Annotated in this window: 18 protein-coding genes and 1 pseudogene; 11 read left to right on the plus strand and 8 right to left on the minus strand. The window is 62.9% G+C overall.

Features of this window, described 5'->3' with window-relative positions; translation table 11 throughout:
* Positions 1-18 precede the first annotated feature (18 nt).
* Together hisD and FSY45_RS12175 are read left to right on the plus strand one after the other, a co-directional pair.
* On the plus strand, positions 19-1335 hold the full coding sequence (gene hisD / locus FSY45_RS12170) for a histidinol dehydrogenase (protein WP_003062101.1): 1317 nt from the start codon (positions 19-21) through the stop codon (positions 1333-1335).
* A gap of 98 nt (positions 1336-1433) precedes the next feature.
* Positions 1434-2366: a hypothetical protein gene (locus tag FSY45_RS12175; protein ID WP_046461068.1), complete on the plus strand. Its 933-nt coding sequence runs from the start codon at positions 1434-1436 to the stop codon at positions 2364-2366.
* Positions 2367-2402: 36 nt separating this feature from the next.
* Here the strand turns inward: FSY45_RS12175 and FSY45_RS12180 are convergent, their stop codons facing one another.
* Positions 2403-3968 carry a serine hydrolase gene (locus FSY45_RS12180; RefSeq protein ID WP_046461069.1) on the minus strand — a complete coding sequence of 522 codons (1566 nt, stop codon included), beginning with the start codon at positions 3966-3968 and terminating at the stop codon, positions 2403-2405.
* 156 nt (positions 3969-4124) lie between these two features.
* Between FSY45_RS12180 and FSY45_RS28245 the strand changes: the two genes are divergently transcribed.
* The 7 genes from FSY45_RS28245 (at position 4125) to FSY45_RS12210 (ending at position 9210) form a co-directional block, all read left to right on the plus strand.
* Positions 4125-4397: a hypothetical protein gene (locus FSY45_RS28245; protein WP_012837072.1), complete on the plus strand. Its 273-nt coding sequence runs from the start codon at positions 4125-4127 to the stop codon at positions 4395-4397.
* Positions 4394-4834 carry a PIN domain-containing protein gene (locus tag FSY45_RS28250; RefSeq protein WP_034361336.1) on the plus strand — a complete coding sequence of 147 codons (441 nt, stop codon included), beginning with the start codon at positions 4394-4396 and terminating at the stop codon, positions 4832-4834. The genes FSY45_RS28245 and FSY45_RS28250 overlap by 4 nt, the downstream gene beginning before the upstream one ends.
* A gap of 69 nt (positions 4835-4903) precedes the next feature.
* Positions 4904-6022, plus strand: coding sequence for a histidinol-phosphate transaminase (gene hisC, locus FSY45_RS12190; RefSeq protein ID WP_012837074.1), 1119 nt, complete (start codon positions 4904-4906; stop codon positions 6020-6022).
* Entirely contained in the window at positions 6019-6642 is a 624-nt protein-coding gene (hisB, locus tag FSY45_RS12195; protein ID WP_003058637.1) for an imidazoleglycerol-phosphate dehydratase HisB, read from the plus strand. The genes hisC and hisB overlap by 4 nt, the downstream gene beginning before the upstream one ends.
* Before the next feature lie 81 nt (positions 6643-6723).
* Entirely contained in the window at positions 6724-7392 is a 669-nt protein-coding gene (gene hisH / locus FSY45_RS12200; RefSeq protein WP_046461070.1) for an imidazole glycerol phosphate synthase subunit HisH, read from the plus strand.
* 215 nt (positions 7393-7607) lie between these two features.
* Complete coding sequence (hisA, locus tag FSY45_RS12205; protein ID WP_046461071.1) at positions 7608-8351, plus strand: 1-(5-phosphoribosyl)-5-[(5-phosphoribosylamino)methylideneamino]imidazole-4-carboxamide isomerase; 744 nt, start codon at positions 7608-7610, stop codon at positions 8349-8351.
* Entirely contained in the window at positions 8344-9210 is an 867-nt protein-coding gene (locus tag FSY45_RS12210; protein WP_046461072.1) for a D-hexose-6-phosphate mutarotase, read from the plus strand. Before hisA ends, FSY45_RS12210 begins: the two co-directional genes overlap by 8 nt.
* A 134-nt stretch (positions 9211-9344) precedes the next feature.
* On the opposite strand, the gene FSY45_RS12215 is transcribed toward FSY45_RS12210, so the two are convergent.
* The 7 genes and pseudogenes from FSY45_RS12215 to glmM all read right to left on the minus strand — a co-directional run bounded on the left by FSY45_RS12215 (position 9345) and on the right by glmM (position 19998).
* A complete protein-coding gene (locus FSY45_RS12215; RefSeq protein ID WP_003062118.1) occupies positions 9345-10214 on the minus strand; it encodes a hypothetical protein in 870 nt (289 codons plus the stop codon).
* Positions 10215-10261: 47 nt separating this feature from the next.
* Positions 10262-11896 carry a DUF2334 domain-containing protein gene (locus tag FSY45_RS12220; RefSeq protein WP_003062120.1) on the minus strand — a complete coding sequence of 545 codons (1635 nt, stop codon included), beginning with the start codon at positions 11894-11896 and terminating at the stop codon, positions 10262-10264.
* Positions 11897-11928: 32 nt separating this feature from the next.
* Positions 11929-12252: a hypothetical protein gene (locus FSY45_RS12225; RefSeq protein ID WP_034361340.1), complete on the minus strand. Its 324-nt coding sequence runs from the start codon at positions 12250-12252 to the stop codon at positions 11929-11931.
* 100 nt (positions 12253-12352) lie between these two features.
* Entirely contained in the window at positions 12353-15103 is a 2751-nt protein-coding gene (locus tag FSY45_RS12230; protein ID WP_148748083.1) for a tetratricopeptide repeat protein, read from the minus strand.
* Positions 15104-15113: 10 nt separating this feature from the next.
* The gene (gene nrfB / locus FSY45_RS12235; protein ID WP_046461074.1) at positions 15114-17333 is read right to left on the minus strand and encodes a cyclic di-3',5'-guanylate-activated glycosyltransferase NrfB; all 2220 of its coding nucleotides are present in this window, start codon (positions 17331-17333) and stop codon (positions 15114-15116) included.
* Positions 17320-18501 (minus strand): annotated as a pseudogene (gene wecB / locus FSY45_RS12240) (non-hydrolyzing UDP-N-acetylglucosamine 2-epimerase). The gene nrfB and the pseudogene wecB overlap by 14 nt, the downstream one beginning before the upstream one ends.
* Positions 18502-18663: 162 nt before the next feature.
* The gene (gene glmM / locus FSY45_RS12245) at positions 18664-19998 is read right to left on the minus strand and encodes a phosphoglucosamine mutase (RefSeq protein ID WP_046461127.1); all 1335 of its coding nucleotides are present in this window, start codon (positions 19996-19998) and stop codon (positions 18664-18666) included.
* Between the two features lie 787 nt (positions 19999-20785).
* Here glmM and hisF point away from each other — a divergent pair.
* Both hisF and hisI read left to right on the plus strand, forming a co-directional pair.
* Positions 20786-21586 carry an imidazole glycerol phosphate synthase subunit HisF gene (gene hisF, locus FSY45_RS12250; RefSeq protein ID WP_003058607.1) on the plus strand — a complete coding sequence of 267 codons (801 nt, stop codon included), beginning with the start codon at positions 20786-20788 and terminating at the stop codon, positions 21584-21586.
* Between the two features lie 65 nt (positions 21587-21651).
* The gene (gene hisI / locus FSY45_RS12255; RefSeq protein WP_255443321.1) at positions 21652-22083 is read left to right on the plus strand and encodes a phosphoribosyl-AMP cyclohydrolase; all 432 of its coding nucleotides are present in this window, start codon (positions 21652-21654) and stop codon (positions 22081-22083) included.
* Positions 22084-22086: the final 3 nt, after the last annotated feature.

Raw genomic sequence — 22086 nt, forward strand, 5'->3', positions numbered from 1 at the left:
TCCCTACTGGTAAATACTATGGAATTCGTAGCTGCCCCCGCCCGTCTGTCAACCGCTGATGCCCAGTTCGAGCATGATTTTGCGCAGCGTCTGCATTGGTCGGCGGACACGGATGCAGCCATCGAGCAGCGGGTGGCCGACATCCTGGCCGATGTACAGCAGCGCGGCGACGCCGCCGTGCTGGAGTACACGGCACGCTTTGACGGCCTGCAGGCCGATTCCATGGCGGCGCTGGAGCTGACCAAGCAGGAGCTGAAAGACGCCTTCGACAGCCTGCCAGCCGCCGAGCGCGAAGCGCTGGAGTCGGCGGCACGCCGTGTGCGCAGCTATCACGAGGCGCAGAAAAAGGCCAATGGCGAGAGCTGGAGCTACCGCGACGAAGACGGCACGCTGCTGGGCCAGAAGGTCACGCCGCTGGACCGCGTGGGCATCTACGTGCCGGGCGGCAAGGCCGCCTATCCGTCCAGCGTGCTGATGAACGCCATTCCCGCCCATGTGGCCGGTGTGCAGGACATCATCATGGTCGTGCCCACGCCCCAGGGTCAGAAGAACCCGCTGGTGTTGGCCGCTGCTTATGTGGCGGGCGTGCACCGCGCCTTCACCATCGGTGGCGCCCAGGCCGTGGCTGCCCTGGCCTACGGAACGGCCACCGTGCCCAAGGTGGACAAGATCACCGGCCCCGGCAATGCCTATGTGGCCAGCGCCAAGAAGCGTGTGTTCGGCATCGTGGGCATCGACATGATTGCCGGTCCTTCTGAAATCTTGGTGCTGGCCGACGGAACGACCCCGCCCGACTGGGTGGCCATGGATCTGTTCAGCCAGGCCGAACACGACGAGCTGGCCCAGTCCATCCTGCTGTGTCCCGATGCAGCCTATATCGATGCCGTCCAGGCCGCGATCGACCGCCTGCTGCCCGAGATGCCGCGCAAGGCCATCATCGCCAAGAGCCTGAGCGACCGCGGTGCACTGATTCTGACCAAGGACATGGAAGAGGCTTGCGCGATCAGCAATCGCATCGCGCCCGAGCACCTGGAAGTCTCCAGCCGCGACCCGCACCGCTGGGAGCCTTTGCTCAGGCACGCCGGTGCCATCTTCCTGGGCGCCTATACCTCCGAGAGCCTGGGCGACTACTGCGCCGGCCCGAATCACGTGCTGCCGACCAGCGGCACGGCGCGCTTTTCCTCGCCGCTGGGGGTGTACGACTTCCAGAAGCGCAGCTCCATCATCGAAGTCAGCGAGGCCGGTGCCCAGATCCTGGGCAAGACCGCAGCCGTGCTGGCCTATGGCGAAGGCCTGCAGGGCCATGCCAGGGCTGCCGAAATGCGCCTGAAGTAAATCCGCCGGTGCTTGCCCATCAGCCGTGGCCCGTCCACGGCTTTTTTCATTTTCGGGCAGGTCCACATGCCCTCCGTCTCGGGGCAATTGATCTCCAGATGTTTCATGGTGCAGGAAAGCGCGGGTTTGCGGTGACACTCGGCGGGCTGCGTGGCAGCGCAGCATTCCATAGCCAATCACAACAAGGGAGCGTGAAGATGAATCAGGTCATGAGTTCCTGGCCGCAACGCGGCTGGCGGCTGCTGGGCGGACTGCTGCTGGTCGCGGGGCTGGCCGCCTGCGGTGCACCGCCTTCGGCGCAGGATGCCTTGCAGGTCGCTGAGGGCGGATCGGCAGCGCCGCGCACGCCCAGGGTCGAGTCCACACTGGGCACGCAATGGGGGGAAGGGCGAGAGTCGGTCACTCGGACCGTGGAAGCTGCGCGCCTGGACCCCGAGCGCCCGCGCACCGTTGCACAGCTGCGCTACTCCGATGAGGCCAGCATCCGCCGCGCCCTGGGGCGCAGCATCGATCAGCAGCTCAGCGTGCAGCTGGCCGACGGCGATGTGGAGTGGGTGGTGCAGGACGGGCAAGGCCGGCCGCTGCCCATCTACACCATGCGCGGAGCTCGGGACTATCAGCTGGCCGGCCGTCAGGGCGAGCGTTACGAGCTGGTCTACAGCAACCGCAGCCAGCGTCACTATGAGGTCGTTGCCACGGTGGACGGCCTGGATGTGCTCACCGGCCAGGCCGGCAGCGTGCACAGCGCCGGCTATCTGCTGCGTCCCGGCGAGACCCTGCGCATCGAGGGTTTTCGCAAGAGTCAGCGTGAAGTGGCGGCCTTTCGTTTTGCTGGCAAGGAGCGCGCCTATGCCGGCAATACCCCGGCTGGCGACGCGCGCAACGTGGGCGTGATCGGGGCGGCACTGTTCGAAGTCCGGCTGCAGGGGCGCGATGCCGCCCAGCCTGCGCCAGAGCGCCGCGGCGCGGCCGAGCCTGCGGCTTTTCCCGCCGACGGCAGATATGCCCCGCCGCCGCAGTACCGGCGCTGAGGGCTGTGGCGCTGCCGCCTGCGGCCGCAGCGCCTGTCAGATTCGCCTGCTGAACTGGCCCAGTCCGTCGTCGTCATAGAACTCCAGCCAGAGGCTTTGGGCCGGCGCTGCGTCACCTGCCTCGAAGACCGCCAGCGAAATGCTGTGCGGAGCCGCGCTTTCGTTGCCAGGAATGAAGCAGAACTGGCTGCCGCTCCAGTGCTGCAGCACATAGGTCTGGGCTTGCGGGCCTATGCTCAGCTGCAGTCGGTTGTCGACGAGGCTGACCTGCACCGGGCCATGGTAGGCGTTGTCATAGCTTCCCGCATAGCGCTGCAGCGCGCCCGGAGGCTGGGGCGCAGACGGGGGCTGCTGGCCCAGCAGGGATCCCGTGGGCGCCATCAGCGGAGCGATCTTTTCTCTGTACAGCGACCACCAGTCCTGCGTGAGGCGGCCGGTTTCCATCAGGTCCACGAACTGGCGGCACAGGGTTTCGGGAACGCCGATGGGAATGCCGTTGGTGAGCACGATGACGGCAGCGTCCAGCGAGGGAATGAGCATGAAGCAGGTGGCCGCGCCCAGCATGAAGGCGCCCGAATGGCTGAGGAACTTCAGCCCGCCATCGGTTGCTGCGACATTGAAGCCGAAGCCGTAGTGTCCTCCCGGCGCCTGGGCCTGCCAGGCGGCTTGCAGGGCTGCAGGGGCGACCAGCTGCTGTCCCTGCCAGCGCCCCTGCGCCAGCAGCAGAGACAGCCAGCGCGCCATGTCGTTGACGCTGGAGCTGGCGCCGCCGGCCGGGGACTGGGGGTCGGCATTGCGCGGCGTGCCGCGCTGCCAGCTGCCGTCATCGGCGCGTACATGGGGGCTGGCACGGTTGGCCTGCTGCATGAATTCGGCATAGACCGATGTGGTTCGCGTCATGCCCAGAGGCGCATACAGGGTCTGGCGTGACAGACTCGCCCAGTCGGTATTGGCAGCGCCTGCGACGCCCACGGCGGCGGCGGTCAACCCGGCATTGGTGTAGGCGTATTCGCTGCGCAGCGGCTTGACGGGCAGCAGGCGCAGCCGCTCCAGCACCACCTGCTGGCCGTTGCCCAGCTCCTCGAGCTTGTCGCCCGCATGGTCGGGCAGGCCGCTGCGGTGGGCAAACAGATCGCCCACGGTCAGCACCGCGCTGCTGCCCGGATTGCGCAGCGCAAACCAGGGCAGCAAGTCCTTCATGCGGCTGTCCCAGGAGACCCGTCCCAGGCCGACCTGGCGCGCCACCACGGTGGCAGCCAGGGATTTGGAGACCGAGGCCAGCTGGAACACGGTGTCGGCATTCACGGCCGCACTGCCGCCGGTCTCGCAAAGCCCCAGGCCTTGGGCGGCAAGCGTTTGCGCGCCCTGGACCACAGCCCAGGCCATGCCCGGAACACCGCTGACGCGGCGCAGCGTCGCGGCCAGCTCGGGCAGCCGCCGGGCCGCCTCCGCGGCGCTCAGGCCTTTTGCTGGTGCATCGTCTCCGCCGCAGCCCGCCAGAGCCAGCCCGGAGCCGGCCGCGATGCCCAGGCCGGCTCCGGCGCGGACGGTGCGATCGAGTATCTGGCGTCTGGTCCATGCAGTCTTGGATGGCTGGCTCATGATTTCTCCTCCCGGTTGGTGGGTCTGCGCTTGCAGAGGGGCAAGGTTCTGGCGAACTGTTTTTTGCTCCGCAGTATGGATTCCTGCAGGCCATTCTGGCAATTTGAAATTTGACACGAATTTCGTGTTGCACGAAATTCGTGTACTATGCGGGCCATGAAGAACGTCACCATCACCGTCGAAGACAGCGTGCTTGACTGGGCGCGCATTGAAGCGGCCAGGCGCGGCAGCAGCGTCTCGCGCATGCTGGGTGACTTCATGGCCGAGCTGATGCAGCGCGAGGATGCCTACGAGCGTGCCTATCTGGCCTGGCGCACCGATGAGCGCACCTGGCAAGCTGCCGGCCAGTCTGCCAAATCCCTGGCGCGCAGTGCCAGCAGCAAGCGTGCTGCTGCGCACAGCAATGCCGAAACCGAGGTGGCCAGGTGAACCCCGTATTTGTCGATACCTCGGTGCTGATTGCTGCGGAAGATGCGGCTGGCGGTGCGCTGTATGCGGCCACGCTGGAATGGCTGGATCTGCTGTGGCGCAGCCGTAGCGGCCGCACCAGCAATCAGGCGCTGGTGGAGTTCTATGACCAGGCCACCACCGCAGTCCTGCCCCTGCCTCAGGGCGATGCCCGCGCAGCCATCCGCCGCTACCAGACCTGGACGCCCTGGAAGACCGACGCCGCCACGCTGGAGACGGCCTGGGCGGTGCAGGCCCGCCATGCGCTGGACTTTGGCGACTGCCTGGCCGTGGCCTGCGCCCAGCACAGCGGCTGCAACCAGATGCTGAGCCTGCATCTGCCCCATGGGGCAGAGTTTGGCGGCGTAACCGTGGTGCACCCGCTGGAGCAAGCCGCCACGCAGAATCTTGAGGCTTGAGCGCCAGAATCGCAGCGATCGGTATCGACTGCATTGGCCAACGCAAGCCTTGTGTGAAGGAGTGAACCCATGACTGCTCAAGACATCCAGACCAAAGCCCTGCAACGCATTCGCGCCGATGTACGCGCCATGCAGGGCTACCATGTGCAGCCCGCGCAAGGCCTGCTCAAGATGGACACGATGGAGAACCCCTACCGTCTGCCGCCCGAGCTGCAGAAAAAGTTGGGCGAGCATCTGGGCGGTCTGGAAATCAACCGCTACCCCGGCGAGCGCCAGGAAGTGCTCAAGCAGATGCTGGCCGACTACGCCGGTGCTCCGGCCGGCACATCGGTGCTGCTGGGCAATGGCTCGGACGAGATCATCACCCTGCTGGCGCTGGCCACGGCCCAGCCCTGCAACAATGCCCGCGCCAAGATGCTGGCGCCCATGCCGGGTTTTGTGATGTATCCGCTGTCTGCCAAGCTGCAGGGCCTGGATTTCGTGGGCGTGAATCTGACGAGCGACTTCGACCTCGATGTGCCGGCCATGCAGGCCGCCATCGCCGAGCACCAGCCTGCCATCACCTATATCGCCTATCCCAACAATCCCACTGCCACGCTGTGGGCCGAGGACAAGGTTCAGGCCGTGATCGACGCCGTGGCCGAGGTTGGCGGTCTGGTCGTGATGGACGAGGCCTACCAGCCCTTCGCCAGCCGCAGCTGGATCACCCGCATGAAGGCAGACCCCGCGCGCAACGCTCATGTGCTGCTGATGCGCACGCTGTCCAAGTTCGGTCTGGCCGGTGCGCGCCTGGGCTATCTGATCGGCCCATCGGCCATCGTCAACGAGATCGACAAGGTGCGCCCTCCCTACAACATCAGCGTGCTCAACTGCGAGACGGCGATTTTTGCGCTGCAGCACGAGTCCCTGTATGCCGAACAGGCCGCCGCCATCCGCGCCGAACGCCAGCCGCTGATCGATGCCCTGGCCCAGCTGGACGGCGTGCAAAAAGTCTGGCCCTCCGAAGCCAATATGGTGCTGCTGCGCGTGCGCGACGCCGGCAAGGCCCAGATCGAGATGAAGCAGCGCGGCGTGCTGGTCAAGAACGTATCGGCCATGCACCCCTTGCTGCACAACTGCCTGCGCCTGACCGTGGGTACCCGCGAAGAAAACGCCCAGATGCTGGCGGCACTGAAAGAAAGCCTATGAGCAATATCGTCCCCTCCATCGCCCAGAACCTGCCGCGCATTGCCGAAGTGCAGCGCAACACGGCCGAGACCCGCGTCGCCGTGCGCGTCAACCTCGACGGCACGGGCAAGGCCAGCCTGAACTCCGGTATCGGCTTTCTCGATCACATGCTGGACCAGATCGCGCGCCACGGCCTGATCGACATGGACATCGAATGCGCGGGCGATCTGCACATCGACGGCCACCACACGGTCGAAGACATCGGCATCACCTTGGGCCAGGCCTTCGCCAAGGCCATCGGCGACAAGAAAGGCATTCGCCGCTACGGTCATGCCTATGTGCCGCTGGACGAAGCCCTGAGCCGCGTCGTCATCGACTTCTCGGGCCGTCCCGGTCTGCACATGGATGTGAAGTTCACGGCCGGCAGCATCGGCCAGCTCGACACGCAGCTGGTCTTCGAATTCTTCCAGGGCTTTGTCAACCACGCCGGCGTGACCCTGCACATCGACAACCTGAAGGGCTTCAACGCCCACCACCAGTGCGAAACCATCTTCAAGGCCTTTGCGCGCGCCATGCGCTTTGCACTGGAGCATGATGAGCGCATGGCGGGCGTGATTCCCTCGACCAAGGGTGCTCTGTAATCAGGAGCGACTTGCGCCTATTTACACTGCATTTAAAAGCTGTTTGTCTTTAAAAACCAATCTCCATAAGCGGTAGCTGCTATGAGTTTGAAGAACAACACCGTGGCCGTGGTCGATTACGGCATGGGCAATCTGCGTTCGGTCTCGCAGGCGGTGCGCACGGCCGCAGCCGATACCGGCTGGGACGTGGTCGTCACGGCCGATCCCGATGTGGTCCATGCCGCCAACCGCGTGGTCCTGCCCGGTCAGGGGGCCATGCCTGACTGCATGCGCGAGCTGCGCGAATCGGGCCTGCAGCAGGCCGTGCTCGATGCGGCTGTCAACAAGCCTCTGTTCGGTGTCTGCGTGGGCATGCAGATGCTGCTCGACCACAGCGACGAAGGCGATGTGCCGGGCCTGGGGCTGATCCCCGGCAATGTGCGCAAGTTCGATCTCGAAGGCAGGACGCAAGCCGACGGCAGCCGTTTCAAGGTGCCGCAGATGGGCTGGAACCAGGTGCAGCAGACGCAGCAGGGCGGCAAGCCCCATGCGCTGTGGGCCGGAATTCCCGACGGCAGCTTCTACTACTTTGTGCACAGCTTTTATGCGCTGGTGCAACAAAGCGCGCATTGCGCGGCCGAGACCGACTACGGCGGCCTCTTTGCATGTGCCGTCGCACGCGATAATATTTTCGCTACCCAGTTCCACCCCGAGAAAAGCTCGGACCAGGGGCTGGCGCTGTTCCGCAACTTCCTGGGCTGGAAGCCCTAGGGTCAACATTGAACAAGTCTTTGCGCGCATCGCATCCCTGGCTTGGGCGGTCTGCAGCGTTGCAAATCCTCGCCGGGCGATCAGCCCGGCTGTGGTTTGCGCCTCGCAGCCCATCCCAATCCAGTGCGCGCTGCATCGCAGGGCTTGTTCACTGTCAACCCGAGTTTCTTCAACCGGCCATTTCTGACGGCCAAACTTGCTAGCAGATCACCATCATGTTGCTCATCCCCGCTATCGACCTCAAGGACGGCCACTGCGTTCGCCTGATTCAGGGTGATATGGACCAGTCCACCACTTTCGGTGAAGACCCCGCAGCCATGGCCGCCAAATGGCTGGATGCGGGCGCCCGTCGCCTGCACCTGGTGGACCTGAACGGCGCCTTTGCGGGCCAGCCCAAGAACCTGTCGGTCATCAAGAGCATCCTCAAGGAGGTCGATGGCGAGATTCCCGTGCAGCTGGGCGGCGGCATCCGTGATCTGGACACCATCGAGCGCTACATCGATCTGGGCATCGAGTACCTGATCATCGGCACCGCTGCCGTGAAGAACCCCGGTTTCCTGCAGGATGCCTGCAGCGCCTTTCCCGGACACATCATCGTGGGCCTGGACGCCAAGGACGGCAAGGTGGCGATCGACGGCTGGAGCAAGCTCACCGGCCAGGATGTGATCGAAACCGCCAAACGCTTCGAGGACTGGGGCGTGGAATCCATCATCTACACCGACATCGGTCGTGACGGCATGCTCAGCGGCATCAACATCGACGCCACCGTCAAGCTGGCCCAGTCGCTGAAGATTCCGGTCATCGCCTCGGGCGGTCTGGCCGGCATGGCCGACATCGAAGCGCTGTGCAAGGTGCAGGATGAAGGCGTGGAAGGCGTTATCTGCGGCCGCGCCATCTATACCGGCGATCTGGACTTCGCCGCCGGCCAGGAGCGTGCGGACGAGCTCACGGGTGAGTGATTTGACCTTTCAGGCCCAGGCCGTTGACTGGAAAGGGCTTCCTGCCATTGCTGTGAAGCTGGGTCAGGGGGATTCGGTGCTGATCTGCCTGCAGGGCGCCCAGGTACTGTCCTGGGTCGGCCTGGGGCAGGAACGCCTGTTCCTCAGTCCCAGGGCAGCCCATGACGGCCAGAGCGCCATTCGCGGCGGCATTCCGGTCTGCTTTCCCCAGTTCAATCAGCGTGGACCCTTGGTCAAGCATGGCTTTGCGCGCCTCAGCCACTGGCAGGCCGATGCTGCGAGGCCACCGGGCGAGGATGGTGCGCAGATCTCCTTGCGCCTGACGGACAGCGAAGCATCGCGCGCCGTCTGGCCGCATGTCTTTGAGGCAGTGCTCACGATTGAGCTCAGGCCCGGCGTGTTGCGTGTGGAACTGGCCGTGCATAACCGCGGCCGGCAGGACCTGTCTTTTACCGCGGCCTTGCACGGCTATCTTCGCGTTGCGCAGGTCGAGCAGGCCAGCTTGCACGGTCTCGAAGGTTTGAGCTATTGGGATGCTGCTGCGGCTCAACCGGATACCCATGTCACGCAGCAAGGCTGCGTCAGCTTCGGTGCGGAGACCGATCGCGTCTATCCACGTGCGGCTGCAGCCCTGCAACTGCAAAGCTCGGGCCGGCCCTGGCTGCAGCTTGCCCAGGATGCGTCCTGGAGCGAAACCGTGGTCTGGAATCCAGGCCCTGCTCTGTGCGCCACACTCAAGGACATGGAGGCCGACAGCTGGCAGCAGATGCTGTGCGTGGAGGCTGCGGCCATTGATGCACCTGTGGCTCTTGGACCCGACCAGCGCTGGAAGGCGGCGCAAACCTTCGAATGCTTTTGAGGCTTTGAACGGGGCGGGGTGATGTCACCCCGAGCCTGGGCCTGTCCTTGTGCGCAGACCTGTTGGCCTTCAGCCTGCCCAGCCCTGTTGACGGCTCCATGGGCCGCAGCTGTAGAGGCAGGGCGGACGGCGACTCATCGGGATTTGGTGCCCAGGGCATCCGCCAATGCATCGACCAGAGGCGGGTTCAGATAATGCGGGCCGTCGAAGGCAAAGACCGTCCAGCCTTGGTAGGCCGCCAACTGTGGCAGGAATTCTTCTGCCATGGCGCTGCGAAATCCGCCGCCCGGCGCAGGCCGGAAGGCCTCGGCAATCACGCGAACACGCGCCTGGCCCAGATGGGCGGTCAGCATCTGCAGGTATTCGCGTGCCACGCTGGGAGTGCGCGCGTGTACGCCGACTCCATCCTGGAAAAACACGCCCACATCTTCGGGTATCCAGCGCATGATCCAGTCAACCAGCGCCTGGGGACCCATATTGGCATTGTCATAGGCGCTGATCCACAGCGGACGTGGCAGTTTGTTGAGAACCTCGGTGAGAAGACTGGGCGCAGCCCAGGTCGGATCGACTTCGACCGGGAAGTACCAGCCGGCAACCCGCAGTGGCAGTGCCGTGATAGCCGCTTTCAAGGCATAGGACTGCATGGCCAGATCCGCGAGACCGGCGCGGGCCTTGGCCTCGTCATGCATGCCGGCCAGGCCGAGAATCAGCTCCTGCGCCCAGGGCTCGGCCGCGATGCGCTCCCAGTCCGGGAGGTTGCGGCTCATGGAGGGCAGGTAAGTGCCGGGCACCAGGCTCAGATTGTCCACAGCCGTCCATTGCACCAGCAGGCGGCGGATGCCCAGACGCTGCCATGATCCATGGGGCCGTAGAGTGTCGGCACTGGGCTGCCAGACCATGCCGGGCAGACGCAGGCTGGGCTTGGCCTGTGCCTCGGGCAGGCTGCAGCTCAGCGCCCAGGCCAGGCCCAGCGCCTCGCGTCTGGTGCATTGTTCCATCGTCATATCTATGGATCGAGCCGCTTTCTCCTTTCGGAGAAAGCGCTTTTCTTTCATGGCAGCTGACTCGGAACCGTCCAGGTGAAGCCCAGATTGGAGATGCCGCTGACAAGGCTCTTGAAGTCCGCCAGGCCAGGGGTTCCAACCTGCGGCTCCAGCCAGAACGGGTGGAAGAAGAACGAGGCATAGCCGTCACGCACCGTCTTCACATACTGGGCATTGGTGAGAATGTCCTGCCATGTGTAGTTGAAGGAGGAGGTCGGATCGATCAGGTGGATGTCGTATTCGATGTTCCCCAGGCTTTCCGGCAGCACTTTCTGCCCGTAGTAGTCGGTCTGGATGGGGTAGGGGAAGATCTGGCCCACGGCAAAATCCTTCTCCACCGATGCAGTGAAATTGGGCTTGTCTGCGGTGTAGTACACCACGCGTTGATAAGTCTTGGGGAAGACCTGCGTACTGGCCTTGGATGCCAGCGCCGAGCCCTGGTAGTGTGGGGTTTCCCATGCTGTAGCGCGATATCCATTGAGAGACAACTCCAGCAGACCGGCTCGATAGCGTCCCAACGCCCAGGTGGTCGAGTCTTCCGGCACGGGCTTGTTGTTGACAATGTCCCAGAACTCGTAGTCATCGCCACTCACTGCCGTATAGCGGTTGCGCACATTGCTGTACTGGTGCGTGTAGCCATGCATCACGATTTCGCCGCCGCGCACCAGTGCATAGTTGAGAGCTCTCTTCAGATTGGTCGCCAGTGACATTGGCACCTGCATCGGCACTCCCGAGTTGTACACGCCAAGAGGATCTTTGTAGTACGGAATGGTCGCAATCGAAAACGGGATCCGTTGCTGGTAGAGGTAGTCCGTCAGTGATTTCATTGCCGTCACACTGACCAAGGCGCTCACATCTTCAAGGCGGACCATGGCCTTGTGGCTTTCGGCATGGTTCACCCCCAGCATGTCATGCAGCATGTCTGCCAGCACGAGATAGCGATCGCGTGGCCCGATATAGCTGAACGGCAGATCCGCGACATACCAGAAGTTGCCCGACCTCACTACATAGGGCGCCTGCTCGCCGGTCTTGGGATTGGACATGGAAACCAGGTTCTGGGCCTTGGTGGTGTCGGTGATGGCCGTCAGCCCCACATCGGGATCCGCATTCACGGCGCCAGTGCTGCTGTCGTATGCATAGTATTTGACAAAGGGCAGGTTTTTGTAGGTGATGGTGTCGAAGAACCCCGGTGTGGTGTTGCTTGAGGTTGGTGCGGCATTGAGTCCGCGAAGTGCCGTCAGGTTGAAGCCATAGCGGGACTGGAAGCCGTAGGCCGGATCCCAGGCAAACTGCCAGATGTTGTACTTGAACCAGACTATGGTCTTGGCAGAGCTGGCGGCATCGGTCATGAAGGCGGCAGGAACCGGGTTGTCGTAATACGAGCCTAGATAGAACGTGGCGTCGTAGCCGCTGAGCTGGCCTGCCGTGTAGTTCTGCACCGCGACCATATCGACCTTGCTGTCGAAATGTCCGAGCAGATTGCGCAGCATGATGGCATAGCTCATGCCGAGCTTGGTGTAGGCCGTATTGGGCGGCGCGTCATAAAGGATCAGTGTGCGCGGACCTGTTTGCGCAAAAGCGCCAGGGCTCGCAAAGAGCATGGCTAGCAGCCATGCCCCAAGAAGGCGTCCTAGGGTTTTCATGAGACTCTCCTGAGATCAGTACACGGTGAGGTCTATTGCTGCTGGCCACGGGATGGATTGCCCGGATTGGGCTTGCCTTTCGGCGGATTGCCGGGGGAGGGGTTGCCGGGTTTGATAGGCGGCTCATCCAGCGTGTCATCCCGTGTGAAATCCTTCTTGAAATGTCCTTTGTGGTGATGCGCACGTTCGTTGCGCTTGCGCTCTTCGGGGGCTGCGCCTGCGTCCATGCGGATCTGGGAGGCCCCAGGCGGCAATGGCGGCGGCATGACGTTCGAGGCCAGGGTCCAGTTGGCCCAGGTCAGCAGTGCCAGCGCGAGCAGCGCGCGCGTAGCCTGCCTTTGATCATGGGAGTGCATGAGAGCCTCCTTTCTGGAGGGCAGAAAGAAAAAGTGCAAACAACACCATCTCCACAAACTCTAGAAATGGCGATGGGTCGGGCCTTAGAGGCGTGCCATCTCAAAATACCAAGGCGGCACGTAGAAACACGCCTTTCCCTCTTTCGTCCCCGGCAAGCCGGGCGCGATACTGCAGGGAGAGGTCGAGGTAGGAGCGAGGTGCATGGTCACGGTCCTCGCGGAACCAGAAACGCATGCTCACACCAACGCCAGCGCCCACCGAGCTTTGCTTGCCCGAGGCTGTGCGTTCAGAGTTGTAATCAGCGCCCAGGACTGCATGCGGAAACAGCACCAGTCTTGAGTCGCTCCCCCCCATTCGGAAACTGCGCCCTGCTTGGGCTTCGAAAGTCGCGTAGTTCTGCTTGCGATGAATGAAGCGACCTACTTCGGCATACATATTGAACGTGTTCCAGCTGGGCACATCCACGCGCAGGTCGGTACCCATGCCGCCCGAATATCCCATGCGCAGCAACCAGTCGTTGCTGGACAGCGAGCCGATGCGCACGCGCCGTTCGGCCGCGAGTATGAGGTTGTGATCGCTCAGCGGCTTGGCACGAATACCGACGGCACCCTGGGTGGTCTCTCCGCCCGTGGGCACATCGTGGCGGCTGTAGACCGTTTGAGCAGCGCCGCCGTACAGCTCCCAGAAGCGGCCGTCGCCGAACTTCTGCGGGCGCCAGTACACCTCGCTGACGAGCTGGGCCACGTCGCCATAGAGGCCGGGCTGGGCGCCCGCCGCGCCCAGGGAAATGCCTCGATAGCCCAGCAAGGTGTTGATGCCCCAGGAGCGGTCCCGGTCGGCAACTTCACGTCGTGTCTCATATTGCTGCTGCGGCGTCATGGCGAGCCGGCCTTCATGCGCAGCGGCAATGGCCTGCTTGAAGTAGTCGATGGACTGATCGTTCTCGGCCAGCCTGCTGGCAGCGTAGGCGCCATCGCGCAGCGCCGTGTCCGGCAGACGGCTCTGGTCCCGTGCGCGGTTGAAGATGGACAAGGCACTGCGATCGTCCCCCACGCGAATGGCCAGATAGGCCAGATTGGGGTCGGCGCTTTGCTGCAGCTCAGGCTCCGAGACAGCCTGGGCAAAGCGTGCAGCAGCCTCGTCTCGCCGCCCCAGCTGAAGCAGCAGATCCACCTCGCTGGACAGGGACAGGCCGCCCATTTGCAATGCCGTCCGTGCGTCGGCGTTGGCGGCCTCGGTCATGCCCTGCTCGTGGCGCAGACGACTGCGCAAGGCCAGCACTTCGGCTGCATCGGGCTGTAGCTGCAGTGTTTGATCGACCTCCTCAAGCGCCTGCGTCTTTTGGCCTGCAGCCAGCAATGCCTGAAGGCGAAGCTGACGGTAGGGTAGATGTCCGGGGTTGAGCTGCACGGCCGCCCCGGCCTTTTCTGCCGCCAAAGCATATTGCCCATCGCTGTAGGCTTGATAGGCCTCATGGGCGACTTTGTATGCCGGGTCTGGCGCTTCCTGCCCGGGCCAGATTTCGCAGCCGGGCACATCGCCGGCGCTGAAGCAGTTGACCAGGGGCAGTGGCAGCTCGTAGCTGCGTGACATGGTTGAGGAGCGCAGGGTTTTGAGCTGCTCTCGGCGGCTGCTGATGTCGGCATTGCTGTCCGTCTCCAGCGCCTGCACAAGCCGCTGGGCTCGTTCTGTCTGGCCGGCTGCCAGCGCTGCATCCAGGGCTATCACGCCGTAGTTCTGCCGCTCCGACCGCGACAGGTGGGGGGCGGCAAGCGCTGCGTCGAAAGCCTGTTCGGAGGACATGCCGCGACCTTGGACATGCAGGGCCACGCCCTGCAGTACCTGCAGTGCAGGATCATGCTGCAGCGCCAGCCCTTGCTCTGCCACACGCTGCGCCTGGGCCGCCTGTCCATCCTGAAGCAGCAAGCCCAGCCACTGAAGCCGGGGAGCCAGTGCATCCGGCGCTATTTGGACGCTGGTCTCTGCATACCTGAGGGCCTTGACCATGTCGCCTTGCTCGCGTGCCTGCAAGGCCTGCTCGAAGGGCCGCAGAGCTCGGCGCTGACGTATGGATGTGCGCAGCATCTGCCAATCGGAGTCCGACTGCAGCTGCTTGACCTTGTCCAGCCTTGTTGCCCGGGCTTCGGCCTCGTCGAAGCGCCCGTTCTCGACGAGCAGGTAGACCAGCAGGCGCTGATAGTCCAGACGCCCGGGGGCCGCAGCTACGGCCTGCCTTGCCAGAGGCAAGGCCGTGGCGAAGTCGCGCCGCTCGGTTGCGGCATAGGCCTGGCTGGCCTTGGCGTAACCCGCAGGCATGGCCTGTGCTGCCGGGCTCTTGCGCGGGCGAGGCGTGGTGTCCGCTGTCGAGGTGGCTGCCTTTGCCGGCTCTGGTGCTGGCGCTGCTGAAGGCGCGGCTGTGCCTGGCGTCTTCGGTGGCTCCTTGGCCGCAGGAGCGGGCAGGGCTTGAGACTCGGGCTGTCTGGCCGGAACGGCTCCCTGATGCATATCGCGCAGAGCCTGGGCCAGACGCGCATCGCCAGGGTGGCGCTGAAGCTGAGCCTTCAGCACAGCTTCGGCCTGTGCGGGTTGGCCAAAGCGGCGATGGGCTGCCGCCAATTGCAGGGCGATCTCGGTGTTGTCCGGTGCCAGACGCTGAGCCTGCTGCAGCTCGGCGATGGCGCGCTGGCCATCGCCGCGCGCCATGGCCTCATACGCCTTGTCGATCCGTGGATAGACCTGAAAGCGCTGTCTGGGAGTGATATCCGGACCTAGATCCACCGTCTGCGCCAGACCATCGTATGGGGTGGCGCATGCCAGGGAAAGAACCAGAATAGGACGAGAAAGCTTCATATATTGGCACCTAAGCAACGGACACGATCGGGGCGGCATCAAGGCGGCGCAAAAGTTGCGCCATGGTGACCTGCAGCTGTTGCTGCAGTCGCAGTGCTTCATCCAGCGTAGCCTGCGTCAACGCCCCCTGGTTCACCAGGAACAGGCCCAGGCTGTCATCGCTTTGCTCATGTCTTAGCAGCAAGGCATTCAGCACGGCTGTGTCGATGCGGCCCAGGGCCTGAAGCACTTCGCCCAGCATCAGCTGCCGCGACACATAGAATTTCCACAGCTCTTTCGCCTGTTCGGCGGATACGCGTTTGCGCTCCACGGCCCAGGCCAGCAGTTCGCGAGCCGGCTCCCCATGCTGTCTTGCATACAGACGCCGCAGCTCGACCGTGACCTCTCCCTTGGGGGCAATGAGGTAGCGCACGGGCCTCTCCAGCTTGCGCTCCAGGGCTGCATGCGAGACCGGGTCTATGACCGACTCGCTGGCCAGGATCAGTGTTTTTCCCTCCTCGCGCAGCGGCACCACGCTGTAATGCAGTGCCAGATGTGCCGGCAGCAGTGCCGCGATCTCGTCGGAGATCAGACGCTCTCCCAGAAATTCCCATGAAACGCCAGCCTGCTGGGCCACTGCAGCGGCCAGCTGTGCGGTGCTGATCAGGTCCTTGTGCACCAGCGCACTGCCCAGGCGCAAGCCGGGAGTGGGGCGCAGCAGCGCTTCCTGCAGCTGGCTCTCTGTCAGGGCACCTTGTGCGATCAGTATCTGTCCCAGGGGCTGGCGCAGTCTGGGTCCCTCTCCCAGCATGGGGAAGTCATGATCGGTCTTGGCCCAGGCCATGCGCCGGATATCCTTGGCCTGCAGCGCCTGGGCGATGGCCCGCCAGTTGGCCAGAAAGTTCACCAAATTGCCCCATAGTAGGCGCGGAAGCGACATCAATCCCTGGACGATGCCGTAGTAGCTGGTGACGAAGAACATGCGCTGGGCAATGCGGTTGAGCATCAGCACGAAGTTCGCTGCCAGCAGCGCATACAGCCACCAGTCGCCCTGGAAGATGGAGAGAAACCGGTAGCTGTCCGGTACCAGGCGCTGGTAGAGCCAGATGGCAATCAGCTGCATCGCCAGCAGCATGGCCAGAAAGCTGGCGAAATTGGTGAGAGCACCCTTGCGGTCGCGCCAGAGAAAATAGTTCAGCACACCGCTTTGGGTCCAGCGCAGGGTCTTGAAACCCTGGATCACGATGCCCGTGATCCAGCGGGACTTCTGTCGCACCGCCGCATTCAGCGTATCGGGGAAGAACTCCCGCACGCAGATGACGCTGGCTTCACGCGCGCTGCGCCCGTGTCGGCGTGGCTGGTCGGGATCGGTAGGCTGGTCCGCGTCATGCACGGGAAAGCGCACGAAGATCTCGCGCATGCCCAGCTGCTTGAGCCGGAAACCGATGTCGTAGTCCTCGGTCAGGCTCTGGGTATCGAAGGCTACGCCATCGCCCATCTCCAGCAGCGCCGTGATGGCGCGGCGGCTGAAGCAGGTGCCGACCCCGGCGCTGGGCACCTGACCCACCAGGGCCTCGCGCACCACGATGTCCTTGGCATGCAGCTCGGCAAACTCGTCCAGATAATGCCCGCCGGTGAATTCGCGCAGCGGCCGCTCCAGGGGGTAGACCGGCAGCTGGATCAGATCCTTGCGATCCACGAGAAAGTTGAACAGTCTCAGCTCCAACCTGGACAGCACGTCTTCCGAGTCATGCAGGATGAAGCCTGCAAACTCTATGCCCGAGCGCTGCTCGAACTGGAAGATGGCATCGAGCACATTGTTGAGACAGTCGGCCTTGCTGGTCGGCCCGGGGCGTGCGCAGACCACGCTGTGCACATTCGGGAAATGGGCTCTTACCTGCTCCACATCGGCGTGGGTCTGGGGGTCGTTGGGGTAGGTGCCGATGAAGATGTGGTAGTTCTCATAGTCCAGCGTGGTTGCCGCCAGCTGCGCCATCTTGCCGATCACGCCATGCTCCTGCCATGCGGGCACCATGATGGCCAGCGGCTTCTCGTCCACACCGAGCAAGGCCTTGTGATTCATCTGCTCGTGGCGCGAATACACGGTCAGTGCACGCCAGGTGCGCCGCCCCCAGTAAAAGAGGTCGATGAACAGATCGTCCAGTCCGCTGATGAAGATCACCACCGCAATGACGATGGCGATGCTCTTGAGCACATAGAGGTATCCGGTGAACAGGTCAAGCCAGGACATGGCGCGTCCTTTCAGCGGCTTTCTGTGCCAGGCCTGCGTGATCAGGCCTCAGCATCTGGTGCAGTCTTTTCTCGGTGCGCTGTGCTGCAGTCCCGTCACCAAAGGGGTTGCTGCTGGCCTGCATGCTCCGGTAGGCAGCATCGTCATGCATCAGGTGGCGCACGGACTGAACGATCCTGCTTCTGTCGGCTCCGACCAAAGCGGCGCAGCCGGCTTCCAGCACCTCGGGACGCTCGGTCTCGTCGCGCAAGACCAGCACCGGTACCTTGAAGGTTGGCGCCTCTTCCTGCAGTCCGCCGGAATCGGTCAGCACCAGCCAGGCATCGGCCAGGGCCTGCTGCATGGCCAGGTAATCCAGAGGCTCCGTCAGCTTGACATTGGGAAGTCCGCCCAGCAGCCGGTGTACCGGCTCCTTGACCACCGGATTGAGGTGAACCGGGAACAGCACCGGCATCTGGGGAAACTCGCGCGCGATCTCGGCAATCGCTTCGCACACATGGTCCACATCGGGGCCCCAGTTCTCTCGCCTGTGCATGGTCACTAGAATATGGCCTCAGCCCTGCATGCGGCGGTGGATGTGGTGATGCTGGCTGGCCCAGAGCTGGGCATCGACGACGGTGTTGCCGGTGAGCTCGATCTTTTCCTTGGCCACGTTTTCGCGCTCCAGCGCCTGCTGGGCCCTCGGGGTGGGGGCCAGATGCAGGCTGGCGATGCGCCCTATCATTTGCCGCAGGCCTTCCTCCGGAAAAGGTCGGTGCAGGTTGTAGGTGCGCAGGCCGGCTTCGACATGGACGACAGGTACCTTGAGATAGAAGCCGGCCAATGCACCCTGAAACGCGCTCTCTGTGTCGCCTTGAACGATCACTGCCTCACAGCTCGTATCCGTCAGCACGGACTCCAACTGAACCCGGCAGCCCGTGGCGAATTCCAGCAGTGAACTTCCTTGCCTTTGCAGCACATGATCGGGCTGGATATGAAAGCAATCTAGCATTTGCGCGGCCATGTCGCCATGCTGGCCGGTATGAAGCCAGATGGGGCGAGCCCAGTGCGTCTGCTGTAGGGCGTGATAGACAGGGGCCAGCTTGATGATTTCGGGCCTGGTCCCGGACACGATGAGCAACTGCGCGATGTCTGGCTTGGCGTGAAGAGCCTCGGAGTCCTGATTCATTGCGTTCTCCCTTTGAGTCAATTGGTATCAGACGTTCTTCATTCGTACCTGCTCAAAATCATCTTTCACGCTCTGCTTCGGGTATGTCAGCCAGCTCCTCGTGCTGGTCGCCATTGGTGCCGGCTTTATCTGCTGCATGAGCGGCGCAGCCGCATCGGCGGGCTAACCGTCTCTGGCAGCCGTGACCAGTCGCTCGGCACAGCGGCTGGCCTGATCGCCATCCTGCGCCTCCACCATCACATGCAGCAGCGGCTCCGTGCCGCTGTGACGCACCAGCACACGCCCGGTGGAACCCAGCTCGGCCTCGACCTGCGCCTGCACTCGTGCCAGCAAGGCATTGCTGCGCCAATCCCGGTCTGGCGACCAGTGCACATTGAGCAATGCCTGAGGGTAGAGCTGCACCGGCAGCAGCCATTGCGATAGCGTGCGGCCGGTGCGCACGCAGGCCTGCAATATCTGCAGCGCATTCACCAGACCGTCGCCCGTGCTGTGCCGGTCCAGTATCAGCAGATGGCCCGACCCCTCGCCGCCGAAGGTCCAGCCCCTGCGGCTGAGCTCCTCAAGCACGTATCGGTCGCCGACCTTGGTGCGCATGAAGTCCACATCCAGCACCCCGAATGCCCGCTCCACCGCCATATTCGTCATCAGCGTGCCGACGGCGCCCGCAATGCTCTCGTCATGCTCCAGGCGGTCGGCGACGATCAGGTACAGCAACTCGTCCCCGTTATAGAGCCGGCCGGCGGCATCGACGACCAGCAGGCGATCCGCATCGCCATCCAGGGCGATGCCGAAATCCGCACCGCAACCGGAAACAGTCGTGGCCAGGAGCTCGGGATGTGCGGCTCCGGCCCCCTGGTTGATGTTCATGCCATCGGGAGCGCAGCCTATGGCCACCACTTCGGCACCGAGTTCATGCAAGACCATGGGCGCTATCTGATAGGCCGCACCATGGCCGGCATCGACCACGATCTTCAGCCCTCGCAAGGTGAACGCATGGTCGCAAGTGCTCTTGCAAAACTCTATATAGCGGCCGACGGCGTCATCCAGGAGCTGGGTTTTTCCGAGTGCGATTGCCGGGACCCAATGCGGCTCATCCAGCAGCATTTGCTCGACTGCTACCTCCCAGACATAGGGCAGTTTGGTGCCTTTGGCACTGAAGAATTTGATGCCGTTGTCCTCGAAGGTGTTATGGCTGGCGCTGATGACCACTCCCAGACTGGCACGCAAGGCCCGCGTGAGATAGGCCACTCCCGGTGTTGGCAGCGTCCCAAGCAGCACCACATCCACTCCAGACGAATTGAAGCCCGACACCAAGGCGCTTTCGAGCATGTGACCCGAGATACGCGTGTCCTTGCCAATCAGCACCGTCGGGCGCTCTTCGTTGCGATGAAGCATTCGTCCGACGACATGGGCGAGATGCAGAGCGAAGTCCGGCGTGATGGGGAAATACCCAGCCCGCCCGCGGATTCCGTCGGTACCGAAATATTGGCGTCTCATATCCATGATGATCACCTGTGCCTGAATACATTCATCGAACGGGATGGGTTTCCGGGTCCGGTCAATTATTTATGGGGACAACACTGTCGAAATATTAAAAACTATTGATTTATTTTTTTCATAGTTTCACTAGCAAAAACAATCCGAACAAGAATGCAGCGTAAAAAGAAACATCTTTTTACGCCATGAATATCTGGATGCTGAATTGGGGTTTTATACACAATATTTAAGGTATTTCGCTTCCCGGTCGAGACTGCTTTGCATTGCTGTCAACCCTAGCGTCAGGCGGCTTGCCGAAGCCCAGCCCGCAATAGCTTTGCTTGTCACGCAGTCATATGCCGCTCTCGGCAGTGCGGCTTCTCGCAGGCGTGAAGGCTTCTCATTGAGAATATCGGTGCCTTTGTTTTCGGATCGCTTGTGGCATGCCTGGTCAGGAGTGGGCGATGGTCCTATCTGCGCCAGTTAATCGCAGCCGGAATATCGATGCGGGAAAGAGATTGCGGCTGAAAACAATAAATCGTGAGGCCGGCTCTGTGTTTACTGTTATTCAATTGGGAGCACAGGGATTTTGTGCCGCTTTATGGATTGGGGCTGCTGCTGAGTTGAAACGTTTCAAATCGAGCTGGTTTGACTCGCGATGCGGTGGCTGTGGCCGGGCTGCGTGCCGCCGAAGCCAGGTGGCAATGCCATGGCTGCGGCAGGGGGGCGCCGTCGGCAGATGCCCTAGGCAGCGGCGAGGCCGTGGTATCTTTGGCCTCCTTGTTCCTAGATATTCCGAGACTGGTCCATGCTTGCCAAACGCATCATTCCCTGCCTTGACGTGACCGGCGGCCGCGTGGTCAAGGGCGTCAATTTTCTGGAGCTGCGCGATGCGGGCGACCCGGTGGAAATTGCCGCACGCTACAACGCCCAGGGTGCAGACGAGCTGACTTTTTTGGACATCACGGCCACCAGCGATGGCCGTGATCTGATTCTGCCCATCATCGAGGCCGTGGCTTCGCAGGTCTTTATTCCGCTGACCGTGGGCGGTGGCGTGCGCAGCGTCGAAGATGTGCGCCGCCTGCTCAATGCCGGAGCCGACAAGACCAGCTTCAACTCCGCCGCCATTGCCAACCCGGACACCATCAATGCCTGCAGCGACAAGTACGGCGCGCAATGCATCGTGGTGGCCATCGACGCCAAGCGCCGAACTCCCGAGGACGAGCAGCGCATCGGCCCCGGCGGCACGCCCATGGGGCCGGGCTGGGATGTGTACAGCCATGGCGGGCGCAAGAATGTGGGGCTGGATGTGGTGCGCTGGGCCGAAGAGATGGCCAGGCGCGGTGCCGGCGAGATCCTGCTGACCAGCATGGACAAGGACGGCACCAAGAGCGGCTTCGATCTGAAGCTCACGCGTGCTGTGGCCGATGCCGTGGCCGTGCCCGTGATCGCCTCGGGCGGTGTCGGCAATCTCGAAGATTTGGCCGATGGCGTGACCATCGGCGGCGCCGATGCCGTGCTGGCTGCCAGCATCTTCCACTATGGCGAGTACACCGTGCAGCAGGCCAAGGAATGCATGCGCGCGCGCGGCATTCCCGTGCGTCTCTAAAGTTTTTTGAGAGCTGCTTGCGCAGGCTACAAGCGGCTTTGCATATGTTTTATGGTTGATGTTGGCTGCCGGCCTGCGCTGGAAGCTATACAAAACAAAGGTCTGCAATGAGCTGGCTCGATCAAGTCAAATGGGATGCGCAGGGTCTGGTGCCCGTGATTGCGCAGGAGCAAAGCAGCGGCGACGTGGTCATGTTTGCCTGGATGAACCGCGAGGCACTGGAAAAGACCGCCGAGCTGGGGCGTGCCGTCTACTTCAGCCGCTCGCGCAACAAACTGTGGTTCAAGGGCGAGGAGTCCGGCCATGTGCAGACCGTGCACGAGATGCGCATCGACTGCGACAACGACGTGGTTTTGCTCAAGATCACGCAAGAGGGGCATGATCCCGGTATTGCCTGCCATACCGGCCGCCACTCCTGCTTTTACAGCGTTTTCAAGGACGGACAGTGGCTTGCTGTCGATCCGGTCTTGAAAAATCCTGCTTCCATCTACAAATAAAGT

Source organism: Comamonas sp. Z1, assembly GCF_008121555.1.
In the GTDB taxonomy this organism is placed as follows: domain Bacteria; phylum Pseudomonadota; class Gammaproteobacteria; order Burkholderiales; family Burkholderiaceae_C; genus Comamonas; species Comamonas thiooxydans.